General features: G+C 45.4%; 19 protein-coding genes. 9 read left to right on the forward strand and 10 right to left on the reverse strand.

Annotation, left to right across the window (positions count from 1 at the left end):
- Positions 1 to 142 precede the first annotated feature (142 nt).
- Positions 143 to 4018 (reverse strand): CHAT domain-containing tetratricopeptide repeat protein, encoded by a 3876-nt coding sequence (locus myaer_RS21955; protein WP_235614823.1) that lies wholly within the window; start codon positions 4016 to 4018, stop codon positions 143 to 145.
- A gap of 490 nt (positions 4019 to 4508) precedes the next feature.
- Here myaer_RS21955 and myaer_RS08360 point away from each other — a divergent pair, with 490 nt between their 5' ends.
- Positions 4509 to 4775, forward strand: coding sequence for a hypothetical protein (locus myaer_RS08360; protein WP_046661765.1), 267 nt, complete (start codon positions 4509 to 4511; stop codon positions 4773 to 4775).
- Positions 4772 to 5194: a type II toxin-antitoxin system VapC family toxin gene (locus tag myaer_RS08365; protein WP_046661766.1), complete on the forward strand. Its 423-nt coding sequence runs from the start codon at positions 4772 to 4774 to the stop codon at positions 5192 to 5194. Before myaer_RS08360 ends, myaer_RS08365 begins: the two co-directional genes overlap by 4 nt.
- 26 nt (positions 5195 to 5220) lie before the next feature.
- On the opposite strand, the gene myaer_RS08370 is transcribed toward myaer_RS08365, so the two are convergent.
- From myaer_RS08370 to myaer_RS08385, 3 genes are all read right to left on the reverse strand, one after another.
- Positions 5221 to 5460: an antitoxin gene (locus myaer_RS08370; RefSeq protein WP_046661767.1), complete on the reverse strand. Its 240-nt coding sequence runs from the start codon at positions 5458 to 5460 to the stop codon at positions 5221 to 5223.
- Between the two features lie 254 nt (positions 5461 to 5714).
- Positions 5715 to 6656 (reverse strand): DUF1822 family protein, encoded by a 942-nt coding sequence (locus myaer_RS08380; protein WP_046661768.1) that lies wholly within the window; start codon positions 6654 to 6656, stop codon positions 5715 to 5717.
- A 70-nt stretch (positions 6657 to 6726) separates the two neighbouring features.
- Positions 6727 to 7719 carry a hypothetical protein gene (locus myaer_RS08385; protein ID WP_046661769.1) on the reverse strand — a complete coding sequence of 331 codons (993 nt, stop codon included), beginning with the start codon at positions 7717 to 7719 and terminating at the stop codon, positions 6727 to 6729.
- A 114-nt stretch (positions 7720 to 7833) separates the two neighbouring features.
- Between myaer_RS08385 and myaer_RS08390 the strand changes: the two genes are divergently transcribed.
- The 3 genes from myaer_RS08390 to myaer_RS08400 all read left to right on the forward strand — a co-directional run bounded on the left by myaer_RS08390 (position 7834) and on the right by myaer_RS08400 (position 11281).
- Positions 7834 to 8784 carry a class I SAM-dependent methyltransferase gene (locus myaer_RS08390; RefSeq protein ID WP_046661770.1) on the forward strand — a complete coding sequence of 317 codons (951 nt, stop codon included), beginning with the start codon at positions 7834 to 7836 and terminating at the stop codon, positions 8782 to 8784.
- A 63-nt stretch (positions 8785 to 8847) separates the two neighbouring features.
- Positions 8848 to 10014, forward strand: a complete 1167-nt coding sequence (locus myaer_RS08395; RefSeq protein WP_046661771.1) for a fatty acid desaturase — start codon at positions 8848 to 8850, stop codon at positions 10012 to 10014.
- 280 nt (positions 10015 to 10294) lie between these two features.
- The gene (locus myaer_RS08400; RefSeq protein WP_046661772.1) at positions 10295 to 11281 is read left to right on the forward strand and encodes a quinone oxidoreductase family protein; all 987 of its coding nucleotides are present in this window, start codon (positions 10295 to 10297) and stop codon (positions 11279 to 11281) included.
- Between the two features lie 379 nt (positions 11282 to 11660).
- On the opposite strand, the gene myaer_RS08405 is transcribed toward myaer_RS08400, so the two are convergent.
- A complete protein-coding gene (locus myaer_RS08405; RefSeq protein ID WP_046661773.1) occupies positions 11661 to 12542 on the reverse strand; it encodes a tetratricopeptide repeat protein in 882 nt (293 codons plus the stop codon).
- A 34-nt stretch (positions 12543 to 12576) separates the two neighbouring features.
- Positions 12577 to 12723: a hypothetical protein gene (locus myaer_RS21595; RefSeq protein WP_174236436.1), complete on the reverse strand. Its 147-nt coding sequence runs from the start codon at positions 12721 to 12723 to the stop codon at positions 12577 to 12579.
- Between myaer_RS21595 and myaer_RS08410 the strand changes: the two genes are divergently transcribed.
- A complete protein-coding gene (locus myaer_RS08410; RefSeq protein WP_046661774.1) occupies positions 12665 to 14149 on the forward strand; it encodes an efflux RND transporter periplasmic adaptor subunit in 1485 nt (494 codons plus the stop codon). The two genes, myaer_RS21595 and myaer_RS08410, sit on opposite strands and share 59 nt — an antisense overlap.
- Before the next feature lie 161 nt (positions 14150 to 14310).
- On the forward strand, positions 14311 to 15528 hold the full coding sequence (locus myaer_RS08415; RefSeq protein ID WP_046661775.1) for an ABC transporter permease: 1218 nt from the start codon (positions 14311 to 14313) through the stop codon (positions 15526 to 15528).
- A 61-nt stretch (positions 15529 to 15589) separates the two neighbouring features.
- Here the strand turns inward: myaer_RS08415 and myaer_RS08420 are convergent, their stop codons facing one another.
- Entirely contained in the window at positions 15590 to 16021 is a 432-nt protein-coding gene (locus myaer_RS08420; RefSeq protein WP_046661776.1) for an NUDIX domain-containing protein, read from the reverse strand.
- A gap of 129 nt (positions 16022 to 16150) precedes the next feature.
- Here myaer_RS08420 and myaer_RS08425 point away from each other — a divergent pair, with 129 nt between their 5' ends.
- Positions 16151 to 17080, forward strand: coding sequence for an NAD(P)H-dependent glycerol-3-phosphate dehydrogenase (locus myaer_RS08425; protein ID WP_046661777.1), 930 nt, complete (start codon positions 16151 to 16153; stop codon positions 17078 to 17080).
- A gap of 118 nt (positions 17081 to 17198) precedes the next feature.
- On the opposite strand, the gene myaer_RS08430 is transcribed toward myaer_RS08425, so the two are convergent.
- The 3 genes from myaer_RS08430 to sir all read right to left on the reverse strand — a co-directional run bounded on the left by myaer_RS08430 (position 17199) and on the right by sir (position 21607).
- A complete protein-coding gene (locus myaer_RS08430; protein WP_046661778.1) occupies positions 17199 to 18278 on the reverse strand; it encodes an MAE_28990/MAE_18760 family HEPN-like nuclease in 1080 nt (359 codons plus the stop codon).
- Positions 18279 to 18280: 2 nt separating this feature from the next.
- On the reverse strand, positions 18281 to 19492 hold the full coding sequence (locus tag myaer_RS08435; RefSeq protein WP_046661779.1) for a DUF262 domain-containing protein: 1212 nt from the start codon (positions 19490 to 19492) through the stop codon (positions 18281 to 18283).
- A gap of 177 nt (positions 19493 to 19669) precedes the next feature.
- Entirely contained in the window at positions 19670 to 21607 is a 1938-nt protein-coding gene (gene sir / locus myaer_RS08440; RefSeq protein WP_046661780.1) for a sulfite reductase, ferredoxin dependent, read from the reverse strand.
- 196 nt (positions 21608 to 21803) lie between these two features.
- Here sir and myaer_RS08445 point away from each other — a divergent pair, with 196 nt between their 5' ends.
- Positions 21804 to 24203, forward strand: coding sequence for an ATP-binding cassette domain-containing protein (locus myaer_RS08445; RefSeq protein WP_046661781.1), 2400 nt, complete (start codon positions 21804 to 21806; stop codon positions 24201 to 24203).
- Positions 24204 to 24359: the final 156 nt, after the last annotated feature.

The raw sequence follows: 24359 nt of genomic DNA on the forward strand, positions 1-24359 counted from the left end.
TAGCAACGCACCAAATAAATTAATGATAGGTGTGGTGCGTTACGACGGATTGTTAGATTTAAGTTTAAGCAGAGATTATCGCCGTCTAACGCACCCTACATTTTACTACATTTTACTTGCAACAAGGAAATAATTCCTAATTTTAAGGAAGTCCCAGACAATAGAACGCCCCCCAGTAACGATAATCCTGAAAAGGCACTGCATCGGGAGCAAATTCGTCAAGCCACTTGATCAATTCGCCGATTTTCTGATAATTAGCCCCAGCAGTATTGACGTTGGGATCGTTAGTTTGGCGCATTTGTCGCCAAGTCTGATAAGCCTGCTGATAATCGACTGTCAAACTGTCCCGCCAGTCTTTTTGGCAAGTCTCCCGCAGCGCTTGACGAGCCTGATGTAGAGCCGTTAAACGTTCCTCTCCGGCCCGCCTGGCGCGATGGTACTCCCGGGAAAACAGCGCCGTAGCTCGATCAGTCACCGCCCAATGACTACTAATCACAGCACGAGCGCCCCCCAACAGAAAGCCTGTACCTAAGCTGAGGGGTTCGTCCAGTAATTCCGGTCGCAGGTTTCCCTCTTCATCTCGGAAACCGGCAAAACTGAGACCGGTTTCACAACAGGAGAGAAACACTTCCGACAATTCGGGAAAACGCCACAGGGGACTAAGTAAATCCCGGAGGGTGACTTTTTGCTCCCCGTCTAGGACGAGGTGGGAGTTGAGGGGATCATCGGGGCGGCTGGTGGCGTGGTGGCTGGAGAGCAACGCCTGCACTTGTTTCAGCAATTGCAGATAAGAGTCGGGGGTGACAGTGCGCCCCTGTAGCCGCCGTTGGCGAGGCACATTCCAGGTTTGGGCGACCCACTCACACTCTAGGGGAGTATAGGGCAAATCCTCTGTGGTGTTTTCCACAATCCCCAGGGTGTCGGGAGTGGGTTGCGATCGCTCTTGGCACAGTCCGAGAATTTTCGTACTGGGGACAAACTGAAGGCGAAAGCGATCGCCCAGTAGTTGACCTTGGGCGGTGGGTAGAAGGTCGAAGGGAATTTGGTGCAGGAACAGGTGGGGAATCAGAATTAACTCAGTGATGCCCTGGAGGTGCTGTTGGATGAGGGTGTCGAATTGCAGGCGGGTTGCCAGTTCTTGCAGACGAGTGGCCATAGCTTGGTGCCACTCATCCCGACGCTGCTGGCGGGATTGGGGGGTCTTTGCTTGATTAATCGCAATGTAGGGGTTAACCCAGTTGTCGATCAGCCAGTTTTGCAGGTCGTTGGCGGACTCCGGGGGATTGGGAATAGTGTGGCAGTTGACCCCTTCCCCGCCATCCCGGGAGGGGCGACGCAGGACAAAGATGTGGGTATGGGTGGCGGTGGTGTAGAAGCTGAGGAGGGCAGTCTGGGGGGATGGAAGCAGCGCCGTTAGCTCATCGAGTCGGGGTTGGGGTTGGGGTTGCTGAAGTTGGGCGGTGATGGCATCAAAGCGGTAGAGAGCGTCCCAGGCTTGACGTTCGGCGGCTTCGGCGGCCTGGAGTTGTTCCGTGGCAAAGCTGGCGCGGGTGTTACCGATGGGGTAGAGTTGGGGTTTCTGGGTGAATCCGGGCTGGTCGAGGGGGTTTTGACGGAGTTGGGATTGGATCTGACGGCTATCCTTAACCTGCTGATACCAGGCTTGGATCTCTGGGGGAACGCGCCCATCGGCGTAGAGGTCGCCCACAGCGATCAGGTCGGCGAGGCGTTTGGAGCGGGAACGTTCGACGGTTCGCAACGCCAGGGAGAGATCGCCTTGGTTAACGGCGGCTTGGATTAGGTTTTCATAAACGCCGATAGACTCGCGGACAATCTCTTGGCGAAGGACTTCACTGGTTGCCCAGGCGCGGCTTTGTTCAACGGCTTCCACGGCGGCGCTGTAGCCTTCGATGGCGATGTTCCACCAACCCTGCTGGAAACCGAGATTGCCTAAGCTGCGCCCAGTTCTCAGGGTGTCAGCCGGTAAGAGAGCGGGGTTGAGAAAGGAAAGTGCTTCTCGATAATTGGCGATCGCCCGTTCTAGGTTGGCTACCGGCTCTTTCCCCAGTTCGGCTTGGGTGCGGTAGGCATTGCCCAGATTAGTGAGGGTTCCGGCTAAATCCCTTTCTAATCCGGGTTGGCGGCGGATGGTGGTGGCTTCGGTGAGGGCAGCGATCGCCCGTTCTAGGTTGGCTACCGGCTCTTGACCCAGTTGGGCTTGGGTGTAGTAGGCTACGCCCAGATTAGTGAGGGTTCCGGCTAAATCCCTTTCTAATCCGGGTTGGCGGAAGATGGTGGTGGCTTCGGTATAGGCGGCGATCGCCCGTTCTAGGTTGGCCACTGGCTCTTTCCCTAGTTGGGCTTGGACGCAGTAGGCATTGCCCAGATTAGCGAGGGTTTGGGCTAAATCCCTTTCTAATCCCATTTCACGGCGGATGGTGGCGGCTTCCTTGAGGGCGGCCATCGCCCGTTCTAGGTTGACCACCGGCTCTTTCCCCAGTTCGGCTTGGGTGACGTAGGCATTGCCCAGATTATTGAGGGTTTCGGCTAAATCCCTTTCTAATCCGGGTTGGCGGCGGATGGTGGCGGCTTCCTTGAGGGCGGCCATCGCCCGTTCTAGGTTGACCACCGGCTCTTTCCCCAGTTCGGCTTGGGTGACGTAGGCATTGCCCAGATTATGGAGAGTTTGGGCTAAATCCCTTTCTAATCCCGGTTGGCGGCGGATAGTGGTGGCTTCGGTATAGGCGGCGATCGCCCGTGCTAGGTTAGCCACTGGATCTTTCCCCAGTTCGGCTTGAGTGCTGTAGGCATTGCCCAAATTATTGAGGGTTCGGGCTAAATCCCTTTCTAATCCCAGTTGGCGGCGGATGGTGGCGGCTTCGGTGTGGGCGGCGATCGCCCGTTCTAGGTTGGCTACCGGCTCTTTCCCTAGTTGGGCTTGGGTGCGGTAGGCTATGCCCAGATTAGTGAGGGTTTGGGCTAAATCCCTTTCTAATCCCAGTTGGCGGCGGATGGTGGTGGCTTCCGTGTAGGTGGCGATTGCCCGTTCTAGGTTAGCCACCGGCTCTTGCCCCAGTTGGGCTTGGACGCCGTAGGCATTGCCCAGATTATTGAGGGTTTGGGCTAAATCCCTTTCTAATCCCGGTTGGCGGCTGATGGTGGTGGCTTCGGTGAAGGCGGCGATTGCCTGTTCTAGGTTGGCCACCGGCTCTTGACCCAGTTGGGCTTGGGTGCCGTAGGCTATGCCCAGATTATTGAGGGTTGTGGCTAAATCCCTTTCTAATCCCGGTTGGCGGCGGATGGTGGTGGCTTCGTTGTAGGCGGCGATCGCCCGTTCTAGGTTGGCCACTGGCTCTTGACCCAGATCGGCTTGGGTGCAGTAGGCTATGCCCAGATTATTGAGGGTTTGGGCTAAATCCCTTTCTAATCCCGGTTGGCGGTAAGTTGTGGTGGCTTCGTTGTAGGCGGCGATTGCCCGTTCTAGGTTGGCCACGCAAAATTCGTATCCATAGACGGCAATGGCTAGGTTAATGCGTGGATTACCTTTAGGAAATTCACGAAAAGCATCAGCAAGGTAATAGAGTATTGCCGCTAGTTGGTAAGTTTCCTCTGGACTGGCTTGTTCCTTGGTATTATTTCCCCAAGCACGGAGGAGGTTAACTAAGTTTTCATCTAAGAGATGGAGGTTATTGTCGAGCAGGGGATAAATTACTTGGCGGTTTCCGTCACTTTCCTCGACAGTTTGCAGTAGGGTTTGTAAAAAACTGCCGTAGGGGTCTTGGTTGTCTCTGGGCGGTTCTAAAAATTGCTCTAACTGTTGCGCCATATTCAGCAACCATCTCCCTTCATTGCTGTCTCCTTGCTGTTCTAAGAAGCCTGCATACTGCTTCATCACAGCGACTAAGCCTGCATCAACTAATTCCGCGTTAGCCTCTAATAGCGCTGGTTCCTGACCATTTTCGCACTGGAGGAGCGCTTGGATTAGGGCTAAGTAAGCTTCTATTCTTGCTTCGTTCATGATTGGTTTTAGGTTTTAGTAGTTTTTAGTAGGGTGCGTTAGCGATAGCGTAACGCACCAAATAAATTAATGATAGATGTGGTGCGTTACGACGGATTGTTAGATTTAAGTTTAAGCAGAAATTGTCGCCGTCTAACGCACCCTACATTTTACTATTTGGGGATGGGGAGTGAGTGCGATCATGGATTTTAAGCTATAATCAAAGATGTTGATTTATCCCATGAAGTTTTTAGTAGGGTGCGCCCTTCGATAGCGTAACGCACCAAACAAATTAATGATAGATGTGGTGCGTTACGACGGATTGTTAGATGATTGAGTAGGGGCGAAGCATTCGGACAATAACCTATTACTGAAACCCTAGATTTCCTATCCGAATGCTTCGCCCGTACCCCGAATTTTTCTCTAGCAAACTCAATTGGGGATGGGGGGTGAGTGCGATCATGGATTTTAAGCTATAATCAAAGATGTTGATTTATCCCATGAAGTAACAATGTTATCGATTAATCTAGATCGAGAAACCGAGAACTATCTAGCAGACATCATTTCCGAAGAGAATATTAGCTCAGAAGAACTTCTGAAAAAACTCATTTACGAACATTGGCAAAGCTTAAAACCGCGTAAAACTTTATTACAACGCCGGGGAGGTCATCCTCAGCATCTTTTAGAAAATGCTCCACCTGATTTGTCATTGCGAGAAAACCGCAAAAAAGTAGTAGCAGAATATATACAAAACCATCATCAGCAAGATCATTCATGACAAATTATCCCCCCAAAATTATTACAGATAGCAGTATTTTATTCGCCTATTACAGTTCCCAAGATAATTATCATCGGGCTGTCGTCAACTTTTTTGAACAATGTTCCAGCGACTTGATTACAACTGTTGCTTGTATAACAGAAGTAATGTATCTTTTAAGCCATAATTATCGAACACAAAATGAATTTTTAAGTGATTTATCCCACCAGCTTTATCAATGTATTCCCCTTTTACCACAGGATTTTGCCAGAATTATACAACTGAATGAACAATACGCTGACCTACCGGGAGATTTTGCAGATCTATCTTTAATAACTATTTCTGAAAGACTTAATATTTCTGCAATTATTACCTTAGATAGTGACTTTGATATTTATCGCCGTTATCGAAAAGAACCTTTTGAACGAATCTATTTATAACAATAAAATTTCAGGGCTATTTTATTCTAAAACGTCATGTCATTAAGGGGAAGCAACCCTTCATCTATATCAGGAAAATTGTCTGTAATGTCTGGCAAAGTAGTCAGCAAAGAAAGTAGAGAACCAGAAGAAATCGGCTCAATGATTAAGCGATGACCTTCTTTGCGTAACAAAACCTCTGTGCTTGATAAGGCAAGTTCAGGAGGAATATTTAAGACTTGCTCTTGTCCACTTGTTAGTAAAGAAACCTGACGTAAGTTTTGCATCTGTTGACCTCTTTTTTAATGATCACCTTACTATTTTATAACAGGGAACAGGGAACAGTAGTAGTAGGGTGCGCCCTTCGATAGCGTAACGCACCAAATAAATTAATGATAGGTGTGGTGCGTTACGACGGATTGTTAGATGATTGAGTAGGGGCGAAGCATTCGGACAATAACCTATTGCTGAAACCCTAGATTTCCTATCCGAATGCTTCGCCCGTACCCCCAACGCACCCTACATTCTGATATTATTATTTTTAAATACATTTTCCCAATTCATCAAGCAAATCCATCGCCACATCCAGCCAGTCCACCGCACCCTCTGAAGACGGCTCAGGCGTTGCTTCCCTTACCCCTTCTGGACGCGAGACTAAGGGTTTAAAATTCTCATGATTCTCGTTGGCCTTCTCTTCTAAAAACTCCTTTAATAGCGTCGGACGTTCATAGTCCTGCCGATAGTCCCAGACCCAGTTTAACACCGTGATTACCTCCGCTCGCTGTTCCGCCGACCAGCCTTGTTTATCGATATACTGCGCCATGATTTGCTGACAGTTTTCCCACCGACGGTAAGCCTCCCACAGCGCCGATATAGGTTTCCTCATCGCCAAGGACACCGCGCCGCCTTCTGGGAAATCCTGACGCAGGTCCGAACTCAACAGAACCCCAGTTAACCAAGCTCCCCCTTCCCCTAACTCGATTAAAATATAGGCTAGAGTTGCCGGATTTAGGTCAATTTCGACACTAATTTGGCTTAAATCCAACAGTTCTTCACCAGAGTCTTGAGGAATCAATATAGCTTCCAGTTTACCTAGCTTGGGTAGTACCACATCTGCTGTTGGATTGAGCAGTTGTAGCACCGCTTGAGCGTGGTCAGCCGCCGCAGCATCTACCTCTATCCCATGCCCTTCTAAATAATATGTCAGCACCGCCGCCGCTAAGGTGTTCTGACGAATCAGTTCCCCAAAGCTGGGATTAGGGTGAGCCAGGGCCAGTTTATTGGCTCGCTTTTGAGCCGCTGCGTCCCAGGGAACCCAAACAGAAGAGGATGCTTGTCCGGTGCTGTCCTCCTCCTCCGTTGTGTCTGCGATCGCTAACCACGCCTGAAACTCAGGATCGTTTTCCAGTTCGTCATCGTCAATCCAGTCCTCTAGGGGGTTGAGAGGTTCATTGACATCTGAGGTTGAGGTAGAGATAGACATAATTTTCTAGGAGGGAACGGGGGACATTAGAAAAGGAGTTTATTCGAGAAACTCCTTTTCTGGGTTAACTTCAGTCTTCCGAGAGAAGATCTTCTGCGGAAAAATGTTCTTGGAGCCAAGGACAACACTTGTCATTATAGAACCGGCGAATTGTGGTGTCGTCGCACCCCCACTGTTGTGCCATTTCCTCCCAAGGGACGGATTCTGGGGGTAAGAGATTTAAGATCACCAGTTGGGCGTTAATGTGCCTTAATGCTTTGCTTCGGGGCTGAATCTGTTGGAGTTCTCTAGCACAGGGACCCTCCACTGCTTCTCTGATCTGCTCCCACCACGCTTGAGACGGCCTAGACCCAATGTTATCTAAAGGATCATTCGCCCTCAAGCGTTGCTCTTGGGCTTTTCTGATAGCTACTCCCTCCAGGGCGCGATAGATGCGTATTTCTAGCCACCCTTTAACGGTACACTGTCCACTCTGTTGTCGGTAATGGGGATTAAAGACAGAATCCTTACCTCTGGGGGTTGGTTGGCCTTTTAAGCTCAGGCCAAGATAGCGCCACACCTGGAATTGCGCTTGATTAATGTCCTCTTGCTTAAGTTCCTGTTTATCTTTGGCACTAATCTTCCCTTTAATCCAGGGAGCGGAGATCCAGTTTTTGATTTTAGGATCTAACTTCCTGCCAATGTCATCCTTAAGAGTATGCCAGAGGCGATCGAGTTGCTGCCAAGTTGGGTTATCCTTTGCCCGATAGTAAGGAGATTCAGGTATGACGCACTCATTGCCACTGGGGTGACGGTTATCGAGGACAATCCGCACAAGAGCGCATAAGGGGAGGAGAATCTCTAGCGGTAGGCTGGTTAGCGCCCTTGGGGAGTTGAGAAATTGAATAATGTTATCTATAGATTCATAAAAGCGCTTTTCCGCTTGCAACCACTGCTCACTCCCTGAGGGGAGAAAGTTAGAGTCATTTTCTTCAAGGGGTTTGCCGGTTTCCGGCACAACATTACGGAGTCGTAGCCGCCAGTAGGTTGCCACCTTGACTAGGGGAATAAGCTCGTCGTTCACGGCATTGTCTTTTCCTTAAAATTATTTTTTCCACAACTGCAAAAAAAGTCTAGTGGGTCTCATTAGTTAAGTAAGCGGACGAAAAGCCGCAATAACTTAACAAGGAGTTGACTGATGGCAGCAACAATTCTAGCACCCTCGAAGCCGGATTTTTCCTCGATCGGAACTGAGCAAAAATCATTATTCGATCGGGTTATCAATCCCCAAGCCCTGTATAATCGTTTCGGATCTTCGTCTCAGGCATTGACCGCCCAGAATGAATTTAGTACTTCTGGACGGGGCGAAGATTATCTGGAAAGTATTCGGCTGTTTCCAGATGTTCGCTCTGAAGGAACCCTTGATTTATTGAGGCTGGCTCACCCCCAGGGTTCCCTCGAATTTGACGGTGACCATATTATCGCTGATCTTCTCGCTGGCGATGGCTATATCGAAGAAACGTCGAAAAGGCATCTGTCTTCGGCACCCCTTTTCATTAATTCTGATAGTTCTCCCTTCATGGTGGAGAAGTGTCGTAAGAAGGGGATGTTCGCCATTTGTCAATTCGCTCAAGACGCTTTTTGGCTGAAAAATCAGTCAGTCGATGCCACAATTTTCGCTTATGGCACGCACCACATTGATCGGGTCTTTCGGAGTCAAGCAGCGAAAGAAGGAGCGCGGATTTTAAAATCTGGTGGACGTTGGGTCCTCCATGATTTTGAGGAAGATGGCCCGATGGCTCGCTTTTTTGGCGAGGTAGTCAATGAATACGGCAAGACGCGCCACGATTATCCGCATTTTACCCGTCAGGAGATGCTTAATCTTGCTCAAGATGCAGGGCTTTCTGATATTGCGATCGACTACATTGCTGACCCTTTTGTGGTGCAGGCTTCCTCTAAATTTGCCGCCAAGCGTTTGCTTTGCAACTACGTTATCAAGATGTATGGACTGAGCGGTTTAGAGAATGAACTTGATTTCACTTTTCACCTGCTCGAACAGTATTTTAGCGTGAATTTGACTGAAAATCTGTCCGGCTATGAAGCTCGACTCATTCGCAACGCTTTAGTCTGTCACGGGACCAAACCTTAGTTGATTGATTCGCCCCCTGACCCATCTAGGGGGCTTCCTCACCCCCTGACCCTAGAAATATTTATGACTGACAATCTGACTTTTAATCAAGCGCCAACTGTGCGCGATTCTTTGCCTTCGCCGAATCGGTCGGGAGTAAGGAAAGAAATGGAGGCTTTACCCAAAGTTCTTCAGCCATTTTTAACCTGGGTTGTCGGTGTCCCCGCTACCGATGAGACTCTACCTCAACCCAGACCGCGCCGCTATTTAGCCAAGGTTTGCGGTTTACTGTTGCTGGGGATTTCCCTCAGTTGTTGGGCTTTAGCCCTTCAAGGGTGGGGTTATCTATGGTTGATTGTCGGTTGGAGTCTCACTGTTTCCGCCTCTCGACAACTGCAAGTGGTCATCGTTCACCATTGCGCCCACTCTAATTTCACAGGCGATCGATTATTCGATCAATACCTTGGACGGTGGATTTCCGCCTTAATGTTGATTCTCAGCTTCGATCAATATCGAATCCGCCATCGTAAACATCATCAAGATCCCTTGCTTGATGATGATGAGACAGTGGAAGCGCTTCGTCTTCGGGCGGGAATCCATCCTGGTTTGAGTCGAGAAGCGCTATGGCGACGGATGATCATGGGTTTGTTTTCTCCCCTCTTTCATGGCCGTTTCTGGATTGATCGAGTACGCTCAAGCCTATTTTCGAGCGATCGCGCCCATCAACTACGCAGTGGGTTAGTGGTCTTGGCCCAGTTAGGTTTGGTCGGGTTCGGTCAATGGTGGCTCGCCTACGGGGTGGCTTGGCTGTTCCCTGTGATCCTGTTGCATCAGATGAGTACCTTAATCCGCCAATGTTCAGAACACCTTCACCCCGCGCCCGAAGCAGATTTGAAAAAGGGCAAGCGTTATTATGCCCGGGCAACGGTGGGGATATTTTTGGGAGATCCTCTACCCAGGGCGGATCAACCCTTTGGCTCTAAATTCTGGCAATGGTGCGTTTGGTGGTTGAGGTTAGGGATGATCTATGTTCCGATTCGCTTGCTGATTCTAGTGGGGGATACCAGTTGCCACGATTATCATCACCGTCACCCCGGTGTCGATCAGTGGCTCAATGCGGCGATCGCCCGACAACGGGATGTGGACGCGCATCATCCGGGCTGGCCAGTACCCTATCAAGAAGTATATGGGCTATGGCGGGCGATCGATCTGTCGTTTACAAGTTTGAGCCTAATGTCAGTGCAAGAGTAAGCCATAGAACATTTGTATTAGTAATTGAGGCAAGGAAACGGGCAACAGGCAACAGGCAAGAGTAAGGGTTTTCGCTTGTTTTTCCAACCATTTTTGACAATATCGAGTTTAAATCCACAACAGCTTACTTGTTATTTACTTTTGCCCGTTGCCTATCCCCAATTCATCATTCCCAATTCCCAATTCATAATTCATCATTCATAATTCATCATTCATAATTCATCATTCATCATTCCCAATTCATCATTCATAATTCATAATTCCCCAAGGAGTTGACATCATGTTGTGTATAGTAGTTGAAAAATACGGACCCCCCGACCAGCTTCAATTGCAAATCCTGCCAACGCCGACGGTAGCGCCTGATCAAGTCTTGGTCAAGGTGAAGTATGCTGGGGTAAATTTTGTCGATATCTACGAACGCTCTGGGGTCTATTCTACGCCTCTGCCTTTGATTCCGGGAAAGGAGGGCGTTGGCGAGATTGTGGCCATGGGTTCTGGGGTCAAAGCCTTCCATATCGGGCAACGGGTAGGATTTCCATATATGGAACAGGGAGCTTATGGGGAATATATCGCCCTATGCGCCGATGGGTTAGTGTCGTTGCCAGAGTCTATCTCCGATGAAGTAGCGGCATCGGTTTTGTTGCAGGGACTGACTGCCTTGTTTCTCTCCCATGAGACCTTCCCTCTCAATCAACAACATACGGCGCTGATTCATGCCGCCGCTGGTGGAGTGGGTTTTCTGCTGGTTCAAATGGCAAAGTTGCGGGGAGCGAGGGTGATTGGTACTGTTTCTTCGGCAGCCAAGGCTCTGCTGGCGTTTCAGGCTGGTGCTGACAAGGTGATTCGATACGACCGCGAGAATTTTGTCGATGGGGTGATGGATTTCACTGCGGGTCAAGGGGTTGACGTGGTGTATGATTCGGTGGGTCTGAGAACCTTTGAAGATAGCTTAAAAGCCTTGAAAAATCGCGGTTTGCTGGTTGCTTGTGGGCAAGCGAGTGGAGAAGTGCCGCCGGTAGCCTTGAATCGTCTGCTGGGGTGTCGCGCTTCTGAGCGAGGCTCTTTTTATTTGACTCGCCCGGTCATTCGCCATTATATTTCCGATCCCATGGCTTTGAACCAACAGGCATCTTTACTTTTTGACTATTTGAGCTTAGGAAAGATTCAGCCTCCCTGTTATCAAATCTATTCTTTAGAGCAAGCAAAAGAAGCCCATTACGCCTTAGAAAGTCGGCAGGTTACGGGGAAGTTACTGCTGAAGAGTTAAGCAATGTGATACTAAATCCCGTTGTGATCCCCCACTTTTGTGTATATTATTGACATTTGAGTTGTGGACAATTGAAAGCACAATAGGTGATATATAGCGGTTCTCGCATCTGTGCGGCACACTTAAACCTTTGCTGATTAAGCTGTTCAGGATCGGGAATGTACCTCTTGTGAATCAGAAACGCTATATATAGCCAACCTAGATGAGTTGTCAAAAGGCATCAAATCTTTTAGGGTGTAGGGTGTGGGGTGTAGGGTGTAGGGTGTAGGGTGTGGGGTGTCGGAAGAATAAATAGAAATAATCTCCTGTCTTCTGTCGACCGTCTCCTGTCTCCTGACGACCGACTCCTAACCCCACCAACAAACTTTTTGCTATCAGCTTAATTTTCTTCCTGCACTTCTGGGGTTGGTTGTGGTAAACGAGCGATAAAATCTTTCATTTGGGGATGATTAAACATTTTCTCCGTATCTTGCAGAAGACGTTTACCCCAGAGATTTTCCTCTAAAAATTCCAGACTGACATAACGACTATCGCTAGTGAGAGCGGCCTGAGCTAATTTGATGCCCTCCTCAGTTTTCCCTTGACTATAAACAGCCACCGCAATAGCTAACTGAGGTTCCGGCTGTTTAGGATCGATTTTCAAAGCGGCCCGCCAATCTTTCAGAGCGGCTTCCTTGTCACCCTGTTCGTATTTAACTAAACCGATATTATTAATAGCCGGCCAAAAACTTTTATCTTGACTAACAGCTTTTTCGTAAGCTGCAATCGCCGCAGGATATTGTGCTAACTTGAGATAGGAATTACCGAGATCAAAAAGAGCAGGGGAGATATCGGGTTTCATTTGCAAACCCGCTTCAATTTGGGCAATAGCAGACTTGTAATCTTGATTCTGAAAATAGGCGCTACCGAGGGAAAATTTAATATTAGCGTGGGCATCGGCGGGAGCAAGGGACAAAGATTGATTTAATGCCTCGATGCCGGGTTGCACCTGATCGTCTTGCAGATATAAACTACCGAGAATAAACCAAGTTTGATAGAGATGGGGGGCTAACTGGACTGCTAACTTGGCCCTGGAAAGGGCTGCATCGGTACGACGAAAACGAGCCAATTGGATGGCATCCTCAGCGATTTCAATTCCCGCTTGTTCCATCTGTTCTAACTCCGGTTCGATGGCGTAGGGGAGTAGTGCTTGGGAAAAAGCCGGCGGGCTGCCAGCGACGAAAAAAATGAGCAAAGAAATGATTAATCTAAGTTTTGGCACAGTTTACCCCCGCGATAAGCCTTTTTAAATCAGTCTATCTCGCTTGGGAGTTGTTGGCGAAAGAAACAACAAAGGCAACTCTAGAGACGTTAGTATATAACCAATTAACTTTTGGCTGATCGATGGCAATAACCGTGTTGGGAAAATCAAATCGCCCCCTATTTTGGATATTCGGACTCATGGCTAGTGGTTTTCTGGCGGTGGGAGTGGTTTCTTATCGCTTACTGCAAACCCCTCCTCCTGCCCTAGAATTGGCGAAAATGACCGTTCCTGCTCAACGGGAAACCCTCGCTGTGGAAATTAAAGCTAGTGGTAGGGTGGAACCAATCCAAAGTGTCAACATTAGCCCGAAAAACCCCGGCCGATTAGTGCGATTATTGGTAGATCAGGGCATGATCGTTAAAAAGGGACAAACCCTCGCCGTCATGGATAATTTAGAGGTGTATGCCCAGGGGATGCAGTCAGAAGCGCATCTGCGGGAAGCTCTAGCCAATCTGGAACAGGCTAAACGCAGCATTCCCGAAGATATCCGGCAATTACAGGCCCGATTTTATCAGGCCCAGGCCAGTTATAAGCAATTAGAAGCCCGTTTAGCTCAGGCCAAAGAAAGAATTCCTAAAGATTTAGACCAGCTGCAAGCTCAGGTACAAGCAGCCCAATCCCGTTTTCGACTAGCAGAAAATCGGGTTAAACGCAATGAAAATTTAGTCCGGGAAGGGGCGATCGCTCAAGACCAATTTGATGCCGTCCTCAATGAATATCTCAACGCTAAAGCCAATTTAGACGAATCGATCCGTCGTTTGGAACAAGCGGATAAAACCGCTTCCCCAGAAGTGGCCGGAATTGAGCAGGAAATGATAGGAGCGGCAGCAGCGATCGCAGAAGCGAAATTTGCCCTCGAACAACGCCAAAAAACCCAAGAAACCGAGCTGGCTCGACTAGAATCATCTGTAGCGGCTGCTAGGGCTGATTTAGAGCAAATCAAGATTCAATACCGCGATACGGTCATTACTGCTCCCTTTGATGGCATCGTCACCCAAAAATACGCCACCGAGGGTTCTTTTGTCACTCCCACCACTTCGGCCTCCAGTACCGCTTCCGCCACTTCCACCTCGATTATCGCCTTGGCATCGGGATTGGAAGTGATTGCTAAAGTGCCGGAAGTAGATGTGGGTTTATTGCAGCGCGGCCAACCAGTGCGAATTGTCGCCGATGCTTTTCCTGAAGAAGTCTTTGAAGGTCGAGTTATTCTTGTGGCTCCTGAAGCAATTATCGAGGATAATGTCACCTCTTTTGAGGTCAGAATCGGTTTGGTGACGGGACGGGACAAACTCAGATCGAAAATGAATGTGGATGTAACTTTTGTCGGCCAGCAGTTAGATAATGCCCTCGTTGTGCCGACTGTCGCCATTGTCACCCGGGAAGGCAAGTCAGGGGTTTTAGTTCCCGATGCCGAAAATAAACCCAGTTTTAAACCCGTTTCGATCGGTTTGGTCTTGGACGATAAAACCCAAATTTTATCAGGTTTGGAAGCCGGAGAAAAGGTCTTTATCGATCTCCCCGAAGGGGCCGAAGATACCTCGAAAACTAATAAAAAATCTCAATAATTTTTCTTAACAAATATCTCCAAATTGTCTTTTTTATGATCGGGTAGGATTCAGGAGTCAGGATTCAGGAGACAGGATTCAGGAGACAGGAGGTTATTTTATTTATTCTCCCCACACCCCACACCCCACACCCCACACCCCACACCCAACTGATAACTGATATGTTTATCATCGAAAGTTTAAAAATGGCCGTCTCCACCCTAAGGGCCAATAAAGTGCGTAGCGGCCTGACCATGTTAGGAATTATTATCGGTAACGCTTCGGTGGTGGCCATGATCGGTATTGGCCAAGGGGCGCAAACCTTAGCCAATGACCAGTTTGCTAACTTGGGACCCAATACTCTTTTTGTGGTGCCGGGGTCGCGACAAGCACGCAATACCACTGTTAATTTACCGAAAACCCTAGTTTTAGCTGATGCTCATGCGATCGCCGAACAGGTTCCCACCGTCGCTGAAGTCGCCCCGGAAATAAACGCTCGTTTCCTGATTTCCTATCGTAATCGCAACATGACGGCTCTAGTCACGGGAAGCACCCCAGAATACGCTTCTGTCCGCAATTTTACCCTGGAAAAAGGTCGTTTTATCAATAATATCGATCTAGCCCGCAACAAACGGGTAACGGTGATCGGCACTGAAGTGGCAGCGCAACTTTTCCCCACCCAAAATCCCCTCGGTCAACAGCTGCGGATCAAAAATCTCAGTTTTGAGGTGATCGGGATTTTAGAGGCGAAAGGCTCCTTTTTTGGCAATAATCAGGATGAAATGCTGATTATTCCCCTTAGTACCATGAACTCGCAACTGGTGGGCAAAACCGGACCCTACGGTGTCGAGTTGAGTTGGATTAGTCTCACCGCGCGATCGGGGGAGGAAATCCGCGCCGCTAAGTTCCAAATCCAGAATCTCCTGCGTTTACGCCATAAAATCGTCGCTGAGGATGATTTTCGCGTCGAAACTGCTAAACAGATGATCGAAATCTTCGGCACGATTACCAAGGGTCTAACCCTACTTTTGGCTCTAATCGCCGGTATTTCCCTGATTGTCGGTGGTATCGGGGTGATGAATATTATGCTGGTTTCGGTTTCGGAAAGAACCGGGGAAATCGGACTAAGAAAAGCGATCGGAGCCAGAGAACAGGATATTCTCTTACAATTCCTGATTGAATCAACTCTCGTTTCCATCGCCGGCGGTGCGCTTGGCATTCTCTTCGGTGCAGGAGCGATCGTTCTCGTCTCCAGTTTCTCTCCCCTGGCTGCCACTGTTTCCGCCAGCGCCGTCGCCCTGTCTTTGAGCGTTTCCACGGGTATCGGTCTCTTTTTCGGCGTTTTTCCCGCCTATCGTGCCTCTAAATTGGAACCGATTGTCGCTCTCAGAAGTGTCTAATGTTTTAAGGTTTTTTCGGGGACGTTTTTGGCAAGGATTGCCTTTATAGCTAAGTTGGGGTCTAATGTGTGGGACGGATTTTATAATCCCGATAACGACGATAATCATTAAGAATGCGATCGTGATCAAAGCATAAAGGTTGGGGGAATTCCCAGAGATGAAAAATCCCGACTTTTTTGGCATCATCGGCAGCGATCGGTTTTCCTTTTGCCGTGGCGATAAAAACGATACTAATGGTGTGTTGACGCGGATCGCGGTTAGGATCGGAATAGACGTGAAATTGCTCGATTAACTGCACCTCTAAACTGATTTCCTCGTAAGCTTCCCGAATGGCCGCCTTTTCCACCGATTCACCGTAGTCCACGAATCCCCCCGGAATTGCCCAACCAAAGGGCGGATTTTTTCTCTCAATTAGTACGATCGGACGATGGGGCGAGTCGATCAGTTCGATGATAATATCAACAGTAGGGGCAGGATTGCGATAGGTTGTCATTTTTTTCAGTTGTCAGTGAACATTTATCGGTAATCTGTGAATAATTTCATTTAAGACTCATAACCTTAAAATCGAATGCTTTCTAACCAGTCACTGATCAGGGATCACTAATAAGGAGGAGAATAAAAGTTGTTAGAAAATGCCAAGAAAATTACGGTTATAGGTGGGGGAATTTGGGGGCAAACTCTCGCTAATTTGGCTAGACGTAATCACTTAGCTGTTAGGGTTTGGTCTCGTCATACTGGGGAAGATTTAGGGGCTATTATAGCAGATACTGATGTAATTATTTCAGCAGTTTCGATTAAAGGAGTTGTTCCCACGATCGAACAATTACAGCAATTACAATTAAATTCTTCCACAATTATCGTCACCGCCACTAAAGGATTAGAGCCAATCACCACTCGTACTCCTTTTCATCTCTGGAATCAAGCTTTTCCCGCTAATCCCCTTGTGGTTCTTTCTGGTCCCAATTTAGCTAAAGAAATTAATCAAGGTTTACCCGCTGCGACGGTGGTAGCAAGTTATGTGCAAAAAGCAGCGATATTGTTACAAAAATTATTATCTGGGGAATCTTTTCGGGTTTATCTGAATAGCGATCCCTTGGGGACTGAGTTAGGTGGCACTCTTAAAAATGTCATGGCGATCGCTTCTGGGGTTTGTGATGGTTTACAGTTAGGTACTAATGCCAAATCTGCCCTATTAACTCGCGCTTTACCGGAAATAATTCGGGTGGGAACTTGTCTAGGAGGTTGTCAAGAAACTTTCTTCGGTTTATCGGGTTTAGGGGATTTATTAGCTACCTGTAATAGTCCTTTATCCCGCAATTATCAAGTGGGTTATCAATTAGCTTTAGGTTTATCTTTGCCTGAGATTTTAGGGAAGTTAGAGGGAACTGCCGAGGGAATAAATACCACAGAAGTTTTGATGAGAATTGCCCAAGAAAAAAATTTATATGTACCGATTACCTGTCAAGTTGATCGTCTTTTGCGCGGGGAAATTTCTCCCCAAGTTGCCGTTTATGAATTAATGCGTCGGGATCTAAAAGCAGAATTTGATTAAGAAACAAGAGATTTTTTAGTAAACAGTAAAAAGTAATCCGTGAGGGGTTAGCGAGTGGGGAAATGATGCCAAATCTGGTTATAATTCACATTTACCAGAAACGCTATATTCATTTCAATCATTCCGAAATAACTAAATAAACTTCTAATCCTCTTTGACCTTCTTTGTCAAATTTTAAGCCTATTTCAGAATCTTTTATCTCTCTGATTGGAATTCTTCGGCGAGGGGTATTTTTGCCATTTTTATTAATTTGAATACTTTCAATAATAGCATTTTGACATATTTTTTTATTTTCACTGACTAAAAAAACTTTTTTACCGACTTCTAGTCTTTTATTGGGTTCCTGTGGCTCATCTGATATTTTGATAGCACAGGCTTTTTTTTGTTGATACCAATTGACAATTTCACCGAGCTTTTGAAGCTTTCCTATCTTTTTCTTCCTATCAACAAAGCAATAAAGAACTAATTCACTCATAGCTTGACATATAGCTTCGACAAAATCACATAATTGTAGTAACTCATTGGCATTAAGAACGGTATCTATTTCTTTACCATGAGCAGAATTATTACGAAGTTCTATAAAATTCTTTAATTCATTTTCCACACTACCCCTACTATTATTGTCAATAAAATTCTTAACTTCTTTATGATTTTCTATCCATTGCCAAGAATCAGTTGCAGATATGCCAGCATCGACTAAAAGTCTGGTTAATTGATCTTTTCTCAGATTAGCTTCATGTAACAAAAAAGCAGCTGATGTGAGATTATATTTAGTTGTATTTTTGTATTCAGTATCAAATAAATTTTTGATAATGTCCCTCTCTGAAAGAGAATCGAAGCGATTTCTTTTATTTTCATTGCCCAGTAATGTAGCACAACCAGTCTGATGCTTATTTCTTACAGATTCAGGTAAATCTTGATAGCAACTATATAATTGAGGCAGCAAAATAATCCAATCTCCCACTAGATTTTCGACAAAATTTTCGTAAAGAGCATATAACCTTGTGATAGATGAACAATGATCGTTAACTAGCCACTTGTCTCCTAAAGGAGCATTTGCTTGAAGATATTTTAAGTCTTCTGTGTTGAGTTGTGAAGGATTATCCGCAATAATTTCTCTAAGTTTTTCACTGATATTAATTATTGATCGAATGGTCTTTATCTCATCCTTTAGGTTATTTAAAAGTCCTTCAAACATTCTCAAATACTCTGCTTAAGAACTCGTTGAATCAGAGAATCAAAAATTTGAATACGAGCTTTAAAATCATCTTTGGTATCCCCTTCTCCGGTGAAAAGTCCTTTTTTTAATTTTTTATCTTGATGAGTAATTCCCTGGGAATCTTGAGTAAATAAGCTGATAGTTTCATCAATTATCGCTGATTTTCTAGTAATTAATTCTTGATAATCAGATAAATGGTTACTGAAACTGATCATCACTGCATCATAGTAAACTTTATAAGCTTTCGATTTATGTGTTTTGGTTTTACTATCGAAAGGCTTGAATAACTGATCCTGATAAATGTTAGATACTAACTCTATAGTTTGGTTAAATACTTGCTCGAACTCTTGGATATTCTCGTCGGAAAAATTAAGACTTTTTTTCATCATATAATTATCCAGATAGTTAGATAAATTACCTGTATATTTGTCAATATCCCTCAGGGCAAAAAAACGGAGGATTAATTCTACATCTTCCATCTTTTTATAAAATCGATTTTTTTTTAGTTCTTCTTTATCATCAATAGGAATATCCCAAGCTTTAGCAAAAATAGTATTCTCAGAAAGCTTTAATAAAAGTTCATTGAATTTCCCAGAGTAAAGACAGTTTCTTATTTCTTGTCGACTCAAAGATACACCTCCTGTATTGAGGCGTTCAAAAACCAGTTGTTTTAAAGATAAAGCTTCCTCTGTATCCGATAGAGACTCGGTAATAACAACTATAGTTGAAATGGCTCGTCGATTGATACCATCTTTGATTTTTGCAGGAAGACTTTCATAGGTTCTTCCTTCTAATTCAGGCCAGATCTCTAACCCTGTTAATTTTAATTTGTTATTATAAAAATTCTCAATTGCTGTGATTCTTTGTTGACCATCCATTACTTGATATGAGTTATAGGAAGTTTCATAGAGAATCAGAGGAGGTACGGGAATATTCATCAAAAAAGATTCAATTAGTCTCGATTGTTTTTGTGCGTCCCAGCGATCCCGTCTCTGATAGAAAGGACGCTTTTTCACATAGTTAGGTTTATTTAAAGACTCAGCAAAACTAGGCAATTTTTCTCGATTCATTTCTAATAATATTCTTCGTTCACCTTGTTCATATTTTTCATTAATTTCATTATCTGATAATTTTTTAACATCCTTTCGGGAACGTTTTTGCCAAGGATTTGTTTTAGTTTGTGAGATTGTCATAATTTCCCACCAGAGGGGTACAAATTGATATGACCAGACTTACCTCATTCATTTTTAAGCATAGACTGAGGATATATACGAGAATTAAGAGTTATTGGTAATCTTCCCAGATAACTCTCAAAAGTTAATTCTCTTAAATTGACAACTGGTCACTGATAACTGGTCACTGATAACTGATTAGGATTTTTGGCTGAAATAGGCCTCTAGCGCCTCATTGATGATTTGATTCATCGGCCGTTTTTCCGTTTCCGAAGCTTCCTTGAGACGGACAAACATATCATCGGGGACGCTGACACGGTTTTGATTTTTACGCACGCGTTTGGGTTTTGATTCAGTAGTAGTAGTTTCGGTCATTTTAGGTGTGTAGGTGGCTGAAAATGCTTGTAAAGCAGGGAAATTGACTCGATGACAGAATTCTCCGAAGGTTTCGTTATTTTGTTGATCCTGTTGGAAGTAAACGAAAATCGGTTCTAAGACCTTTTCTAGATCATCGATCGCCATTTTATCCAAATAGGGGCGCGCTAGTCGAGTTTGATCGGCTGTTCCCCCTAACCAGAGTTGGTAGGAATTGGGAGCGCTACCCACAAATCCTAATTCTGCCATATAGGGACGCGCGCAGCCATTAGGACATCCTGTCATGCGGATGACAAATTCCTCTTTGCTTAATCCTAAGCGATTAAGTAGGGTGCGAATGCGTTCAATCACGCTGGGTAAAATTCTTTCTGACTCAGTAATCGCTAATCCACAGGTGGGCCAAGCGGGACAGGCCATGGCATAACGGGTTAAAGGGTCAATTTCGGCGGGATTGGTGATAATTCCGTGTTCTTTCAGGATCGCCTCGATCGCTTGTTGATCCTGGGGTTCAATTTCGTAGAGAATGATATTATGGTTAGCCGTCAAGCGCATGGGCAACTGAAAACGCTCGATAATCACTTTTAAGGCGGTTTTTAGCTGAAAACTGCCTTCATTTTTGACCCGGCCATTCTCCACAGAAAGACCAAAAAATAATTTTCCGTCTCCCTGTTCATTCCATCCCAAAAAGTCTTGATATTTCCAATCGGGGAGGGGTTGGTAGGGGGCAATTTTTTGGCCGAAATAACCCTCAACAGTGCTGCGGAATTTTTCTACTCCCCATTCTTCGAGGATATATTTCATTCTCGCATGACGACGATCTCCGCGATCGCCGTAATCCCTTTGGGTTGCTACGATCGCTTTTACCAGATCGTACACATCTTCTTTGTCCACATAACCGATCGGATCGGCCATTCTGGGGAAAGTTTCTTCCTTATTGTGGGTCCTTCCCAGTCCACCCCCGGCAAGGATGTTAAAACCCTGTAATTGACCGTTTGCGTCGGTAATCACCACCAAACCGAGGTCATTGGTGTAGATATCGATGGAGTTGTCCCCCGGCACTGTGACACCGATCTTGAACTTACGGGGCATATAATGTTGACCGTAGATCGGTTCGATCGGATCGTTTTTGTTAATGCCATTTGTATCTTTTTGTCTCGATGCCTTGACTTCTGGCGCTTCTTCTGCACTGATCACTTTTTCGCCATCGAGCCAAATTTCGTAGTAAGCTCCAGTTTGGGGAGTGAGCAAATCGGCGATATTATTGGCATATTCCCAAGCGTAGCCGTATTCGGGGCGATTTTTGTAGGGGGCTGGCGGTGCGGTGATATTGCGGTTAACATCACCACAGGCCGCTAAAGTGGATCCCATACTGCGGATAATTTCCCCGAGGGTAGCTTTGAGATTTTTCTTTAAAATGCCGTGTAATTGGAAGCCTTGGCGGGTTGTCACGCGTAAAGTGCCGTTACCGTAGCGATCGGACAAACTATCGAGGGTAAGATATAGTTGCGCGGGAATAAACCCCCCCGGACTGCGGGTACGCAACATCATTTGATAGTCTTTTTCTTGACCTTTGGCTCTATTGTCGCGATTATCCTGTTGATAGGAACCGTGAAACTTGAGGATCTGCACCGCCGCATCGGTAAAATGGGTTGTATCTTCGAGGAGTTCACTGGCCAAAGGTTCTCGTAGATAATTACTGCGTTCTTTGATACCTTCGACTTTAGAAACCTTGGCGGTAGGAGAAATAGGAGTTGTAACCATCGTCTAACAGCACGATAACCTGTGGATAGGTCTTAGGAATAGGAATTTAGACAAGCTCGATCGATCCTAAGAAGTTTTACTAAGATGATCTCTAGAGTTCGTTCCAGACTCTGAGGTTAACAGTAGCGATCGAGACCTTAATTCTATCTTAGCTTCTTACCGTCCCCCGCGAACGCCACCCACCGATCAACTTTTTATGACCAATTCTCCCAACATTAAAACGGTTATTAGTCAAGAACCCTACATTATTCTTAACAATCAGGGAGAAATTCTCCCTTCTATTAATCTGAGTCGTCCTAATTATAAATTGGGTCGGGATGGTCAACAGGTGGATTTAGTTGTTCCCCAACACTGGACGGTGGTGAGTCGAGTCCAAGCTTGTTTTCGTCGTCAGGGAGATGATTACTATATCTACGATGGAGACGGGACTAATTCTAGTTCCAATAAACTTTTTATCAACAATCGTGTCATTACTCCCAAAGATGGCTATCTTTTACGAAATGGGGATGAGATTAATATCGGTCAAGATGCCAAAAATTCGGTCAAGATCACCTATTATCATCCTAACCAACCGGTAAAAAGCCAATCTTTCGCTTTTAAATCGGTTTCCCTCGGCCATCGCAGTGTAGTTTTAGGACGAGATAATGCTGCGACTGTGGTTTTAGACGCACCGACAATTTCCCGACAACACGCGATTATCGACAGCGATAACCAAAATCGTTATATTCTCTACGACAAAAGCACCAATGGAGTCTTTATCGACGGAGAAAAAGTATCGGGTAGTGCCATTTTAACCAACGGTTGTACGGTGAGAATCGGCCCCTATAGTTTTCGGTTGCAGGGAGATGAATTAGTTTTATTAGATACAGGAGATAATATCCGTCTAGATGCCGAAAATATCGTCAGGATGGTGCGGGATAAAAAGAAACAACCCTTGATAATTCTCAATCATATCTCCTTACCGATCGAACCGAGTCAATTAGTGGCGATTGTCGGGGGAAGTGGTGCGGGAAAATCGACTTTATTAAAGACTTTATTGGGAATTGAACCCACCACATCGGGAACTGTTTATCTGAATGGGGAAGAGCTGCGCCAGAATTTTAATATCTATCGCACCCAAATCGGTTATGTTCCCCAATACGATATCGTCCACAGGGATTTAACCGTGGGAGAAGTGTTATATTATGCTTCTAAATTAAGGCTACCTCCGGATCTTAATTGCCAAGAAGTGATCGAGAAAACCCTGCAGCAGGTGGAATTGTTAGCAAGAAGAAATACTTTAGTCAGAGACTTAAGTGGTGGTCAGTTAAAAAGGGTGAGTATTGCGGTAGAATTATTAGCTAATCCCAAATTATTCTTTTTAGATGAACCCACCTCGGGATTAGACCCCGGTTTAGATAAAAAGATGATGGAATTGCTGGCAAAATTGGCCAAAGAAGGCAGAACAATTCTCCTAGTCACCCATGCTACTAATAATATCAATCTCTGCGATCGATTAGTTTTTCTTGGTCAAGGGGGCAATTTATGTTATTTTGGTTCTCCGGGGGAGGCCTTAAATTTTTTCTCTTTACCTCAGGGGGATTTTGCCGATATTTATATTCATCTGGAAACTAGCGAAAAAGTTGAGCAAGAATGCCAACGTTTCCAACAATCTGACTACTACAAAAATAATATTGAAGCAAGAATCGGTAAAGTATTTCAGCAAAATAATAGTAAACCGCAACAGGTTCAACAATCTTTTTGGCTACAACTACAGGTTTTATGTCAACGCTATAGCCAATTAATTATCCGCGATCAGGTTAGTTTAATTTTATACCTATTAACCGCCCCGATCGGAATTTTTTTAATGGCCATGGTTTTAGGGGACGAAAATCCTTTATTTTTGGGGGATAATCCCAGTTTTGAGCAGGCTATCCAATCCGCACCTTTAGCATTAAAAACTCTCTTTGTTTTTACCTGCGCGGAATTATGGGTAGGTTTTGCCTGTTCCCTACAGGAAATTGTCAAAGAATCGCCAATTTATCGGCGAGAAAGATTAGTTAATCTGGGATTATTACCCTATTTATTGTCAAAAAGTCTGGTTTTAGCAGCCGTAGCTTTTCTGCAAACAATTGTAATTACCTGCGTGATATTTTGGGGATTTACTGACCCGCAACCGGAATTAATGACCTGGTTAATTGGCTGTTTTATTACCACATTTTTAACTATATTTGCGGCAATTAATCTCGGTTTATTAATTTCTGCTGGTGTTAGTAATATCACCCAAGCAAATAGTGCCTTACCTTTAATTTTAATTCCTCAGATTATCTTTGCTGGGGTATTATTTAACTTAGAAGGTCTGGGAAAATATCTATCATGGTTGATGATTAGTCGCTGGTCAATTGCTGCCTACGGTGTATTAGTAGAGGTGGAAGCTATGATTGCAGAAGCGAAAGAACAAAATAGTTTTAATTTCCCTTTACCCTTTGAGGATGCCAATCAAGTTTATCAATTATCTATCAATAATTTGTTATTGAATTGGGGAGTATTAATTCTTCATTCTCTTATTTATTTTCTCCTTACCTATTGGTGGCAAAAAAGAAAAGATATTTTATGATCTAAATTATGAACAGCTTAACTGATAAGTACCTAAGCAAAATTAATTACACATATCTAACCCCCCCTTGCCTCTTGCCTCTTGCCTTTTGCCTTTCTTCACTAGGAAATTTATTTTGCACGACTACTTAACTGATAACTGATAACTGATAACTGA

The organism is Microcystis aeruginosa NIES-2549 (assembly GCF_000981785.2).
In the GTDB taxonomy this organism is placed as follows: Bacteria; Cyanobacteriota; Cyanobacteriia; order Cyanobacteriales; family Microcystaceae; genus Microcystis; species Microcystis aeruginosa_C.

Excerpts from the sequence above, each read along its gene's own strand:
- myaer_RS08420 (WP_046661776.1), bottom strand. The coding sequence starts at position 16,021 with ATGACAACCTATCGCAATCCTGCCCCTACTGTTGATATTATCATCGAA.
- sir (WP_046661780.1), bottom strand. The coding sequence starts at position 21,607 with ATGGTTACAACTCCTATTTCTCCTACCGCCAAGGTTTCTAAAGTCGAA.
- myaer_RS08410 (WP_046661774.1), top strand. The coding sequence starts at position 12,665 with ATGGCAATAACCGTGTTGGGAAAATCAAATCGCCCCCTATTTTGGATA.
- myaer_RS08365 (WP_046661766.1), top strand. The coding sequence starts at position 4,772 with ATGACAAATTATCCCCCCAAAATTATTACAGATAGCAGTATTTTATTC.
- myaer_RS08430 (WP_046661778.1), bottom strand. The coding sequence starts at position 18,278 with ATGTTTGAAGGACTTTTAAATAACCTAAAGGATGAGATAAAGACCATT.
- myaer_RS08435 (WP_046661779.1), bottom strand. The coding sequence starts at position 19,492 with ATGACAATCTCACAAACTAAAACAAATCCTTGGCAAAAACGTTCCCGA.
- myaer_RS21595 (WP_174236436.1), bottom strand. The coding sequence starts at position 12,723 with ATGAGTCCGAATATCCAAAATAGGGGGCGATTTGATTTTCCCAACACG.
- myaer_RS08415 (WP_046661775.1), top strand. The coding sequence starts at position 14,311 with ATGTTTATCATCGAAAGTTTAAAAATGGCCGTCTCCACCCTAAGGGCC.
- myaer_RS08380 (WP_046661768.1), bottom strand. The coding sequence starts at position 6,656 with ATGTCTATCTCTACCTCAACCTCAGATGTCAATGAACCTCTCAACCCC.
- myaer_RS08360 (WP_046661765.1), top strand. The coding sequence starts at position 4,509 with ATGTTATCGATTAATCTAGATCGAGAAACCGAGAACTATCTAGCAGAC.
- myaer_RS08445 (WP_046661781.1), top strand. The coding sequence starts at position 21,804 with ATGACCAATTCTCCCAACATTAAAACGGTTATTAGTCAAGAACCCTAC.
- myaer_RS21955 (WP_235614823.1), bottom strand. The coding sequence starts at position 4,018 with ATGAACGAAGCAAGAATAGAAGCTTACTTAGCCCTAATCCAAGCGCTC.
- myaer_RS08370 (WP_046661767.1), bottom strand. The coding sequence starts at position 5,460 with ATGCAAAACTTACGTCAGGTTTCTTTACTAACAAGTGGACAAGAGCAA.
- myaer_RS08400 (WP_046661772.1), top strand. The coding sequence starts at position 10,295 with ATGTTGTGTATAGTAGTTGAAAAATACGGACCCCCCGACCAGCTTCAA.
- myaer_RS08390 (WP_046661770.1), top strand. The coding sequence starts at position 7,834 with ATGGCAGCAACAATTCTAGCACCCTCGAAGCCGGATTTTTCCTCGATC.
- myaer_RS08395 (WP_046661771.1), top strand. The coding sequence starts at position 8,848 with ATGACTGACAATCTGACTTTTAATCAAGCGCCAACTGTGCGCGATTCT.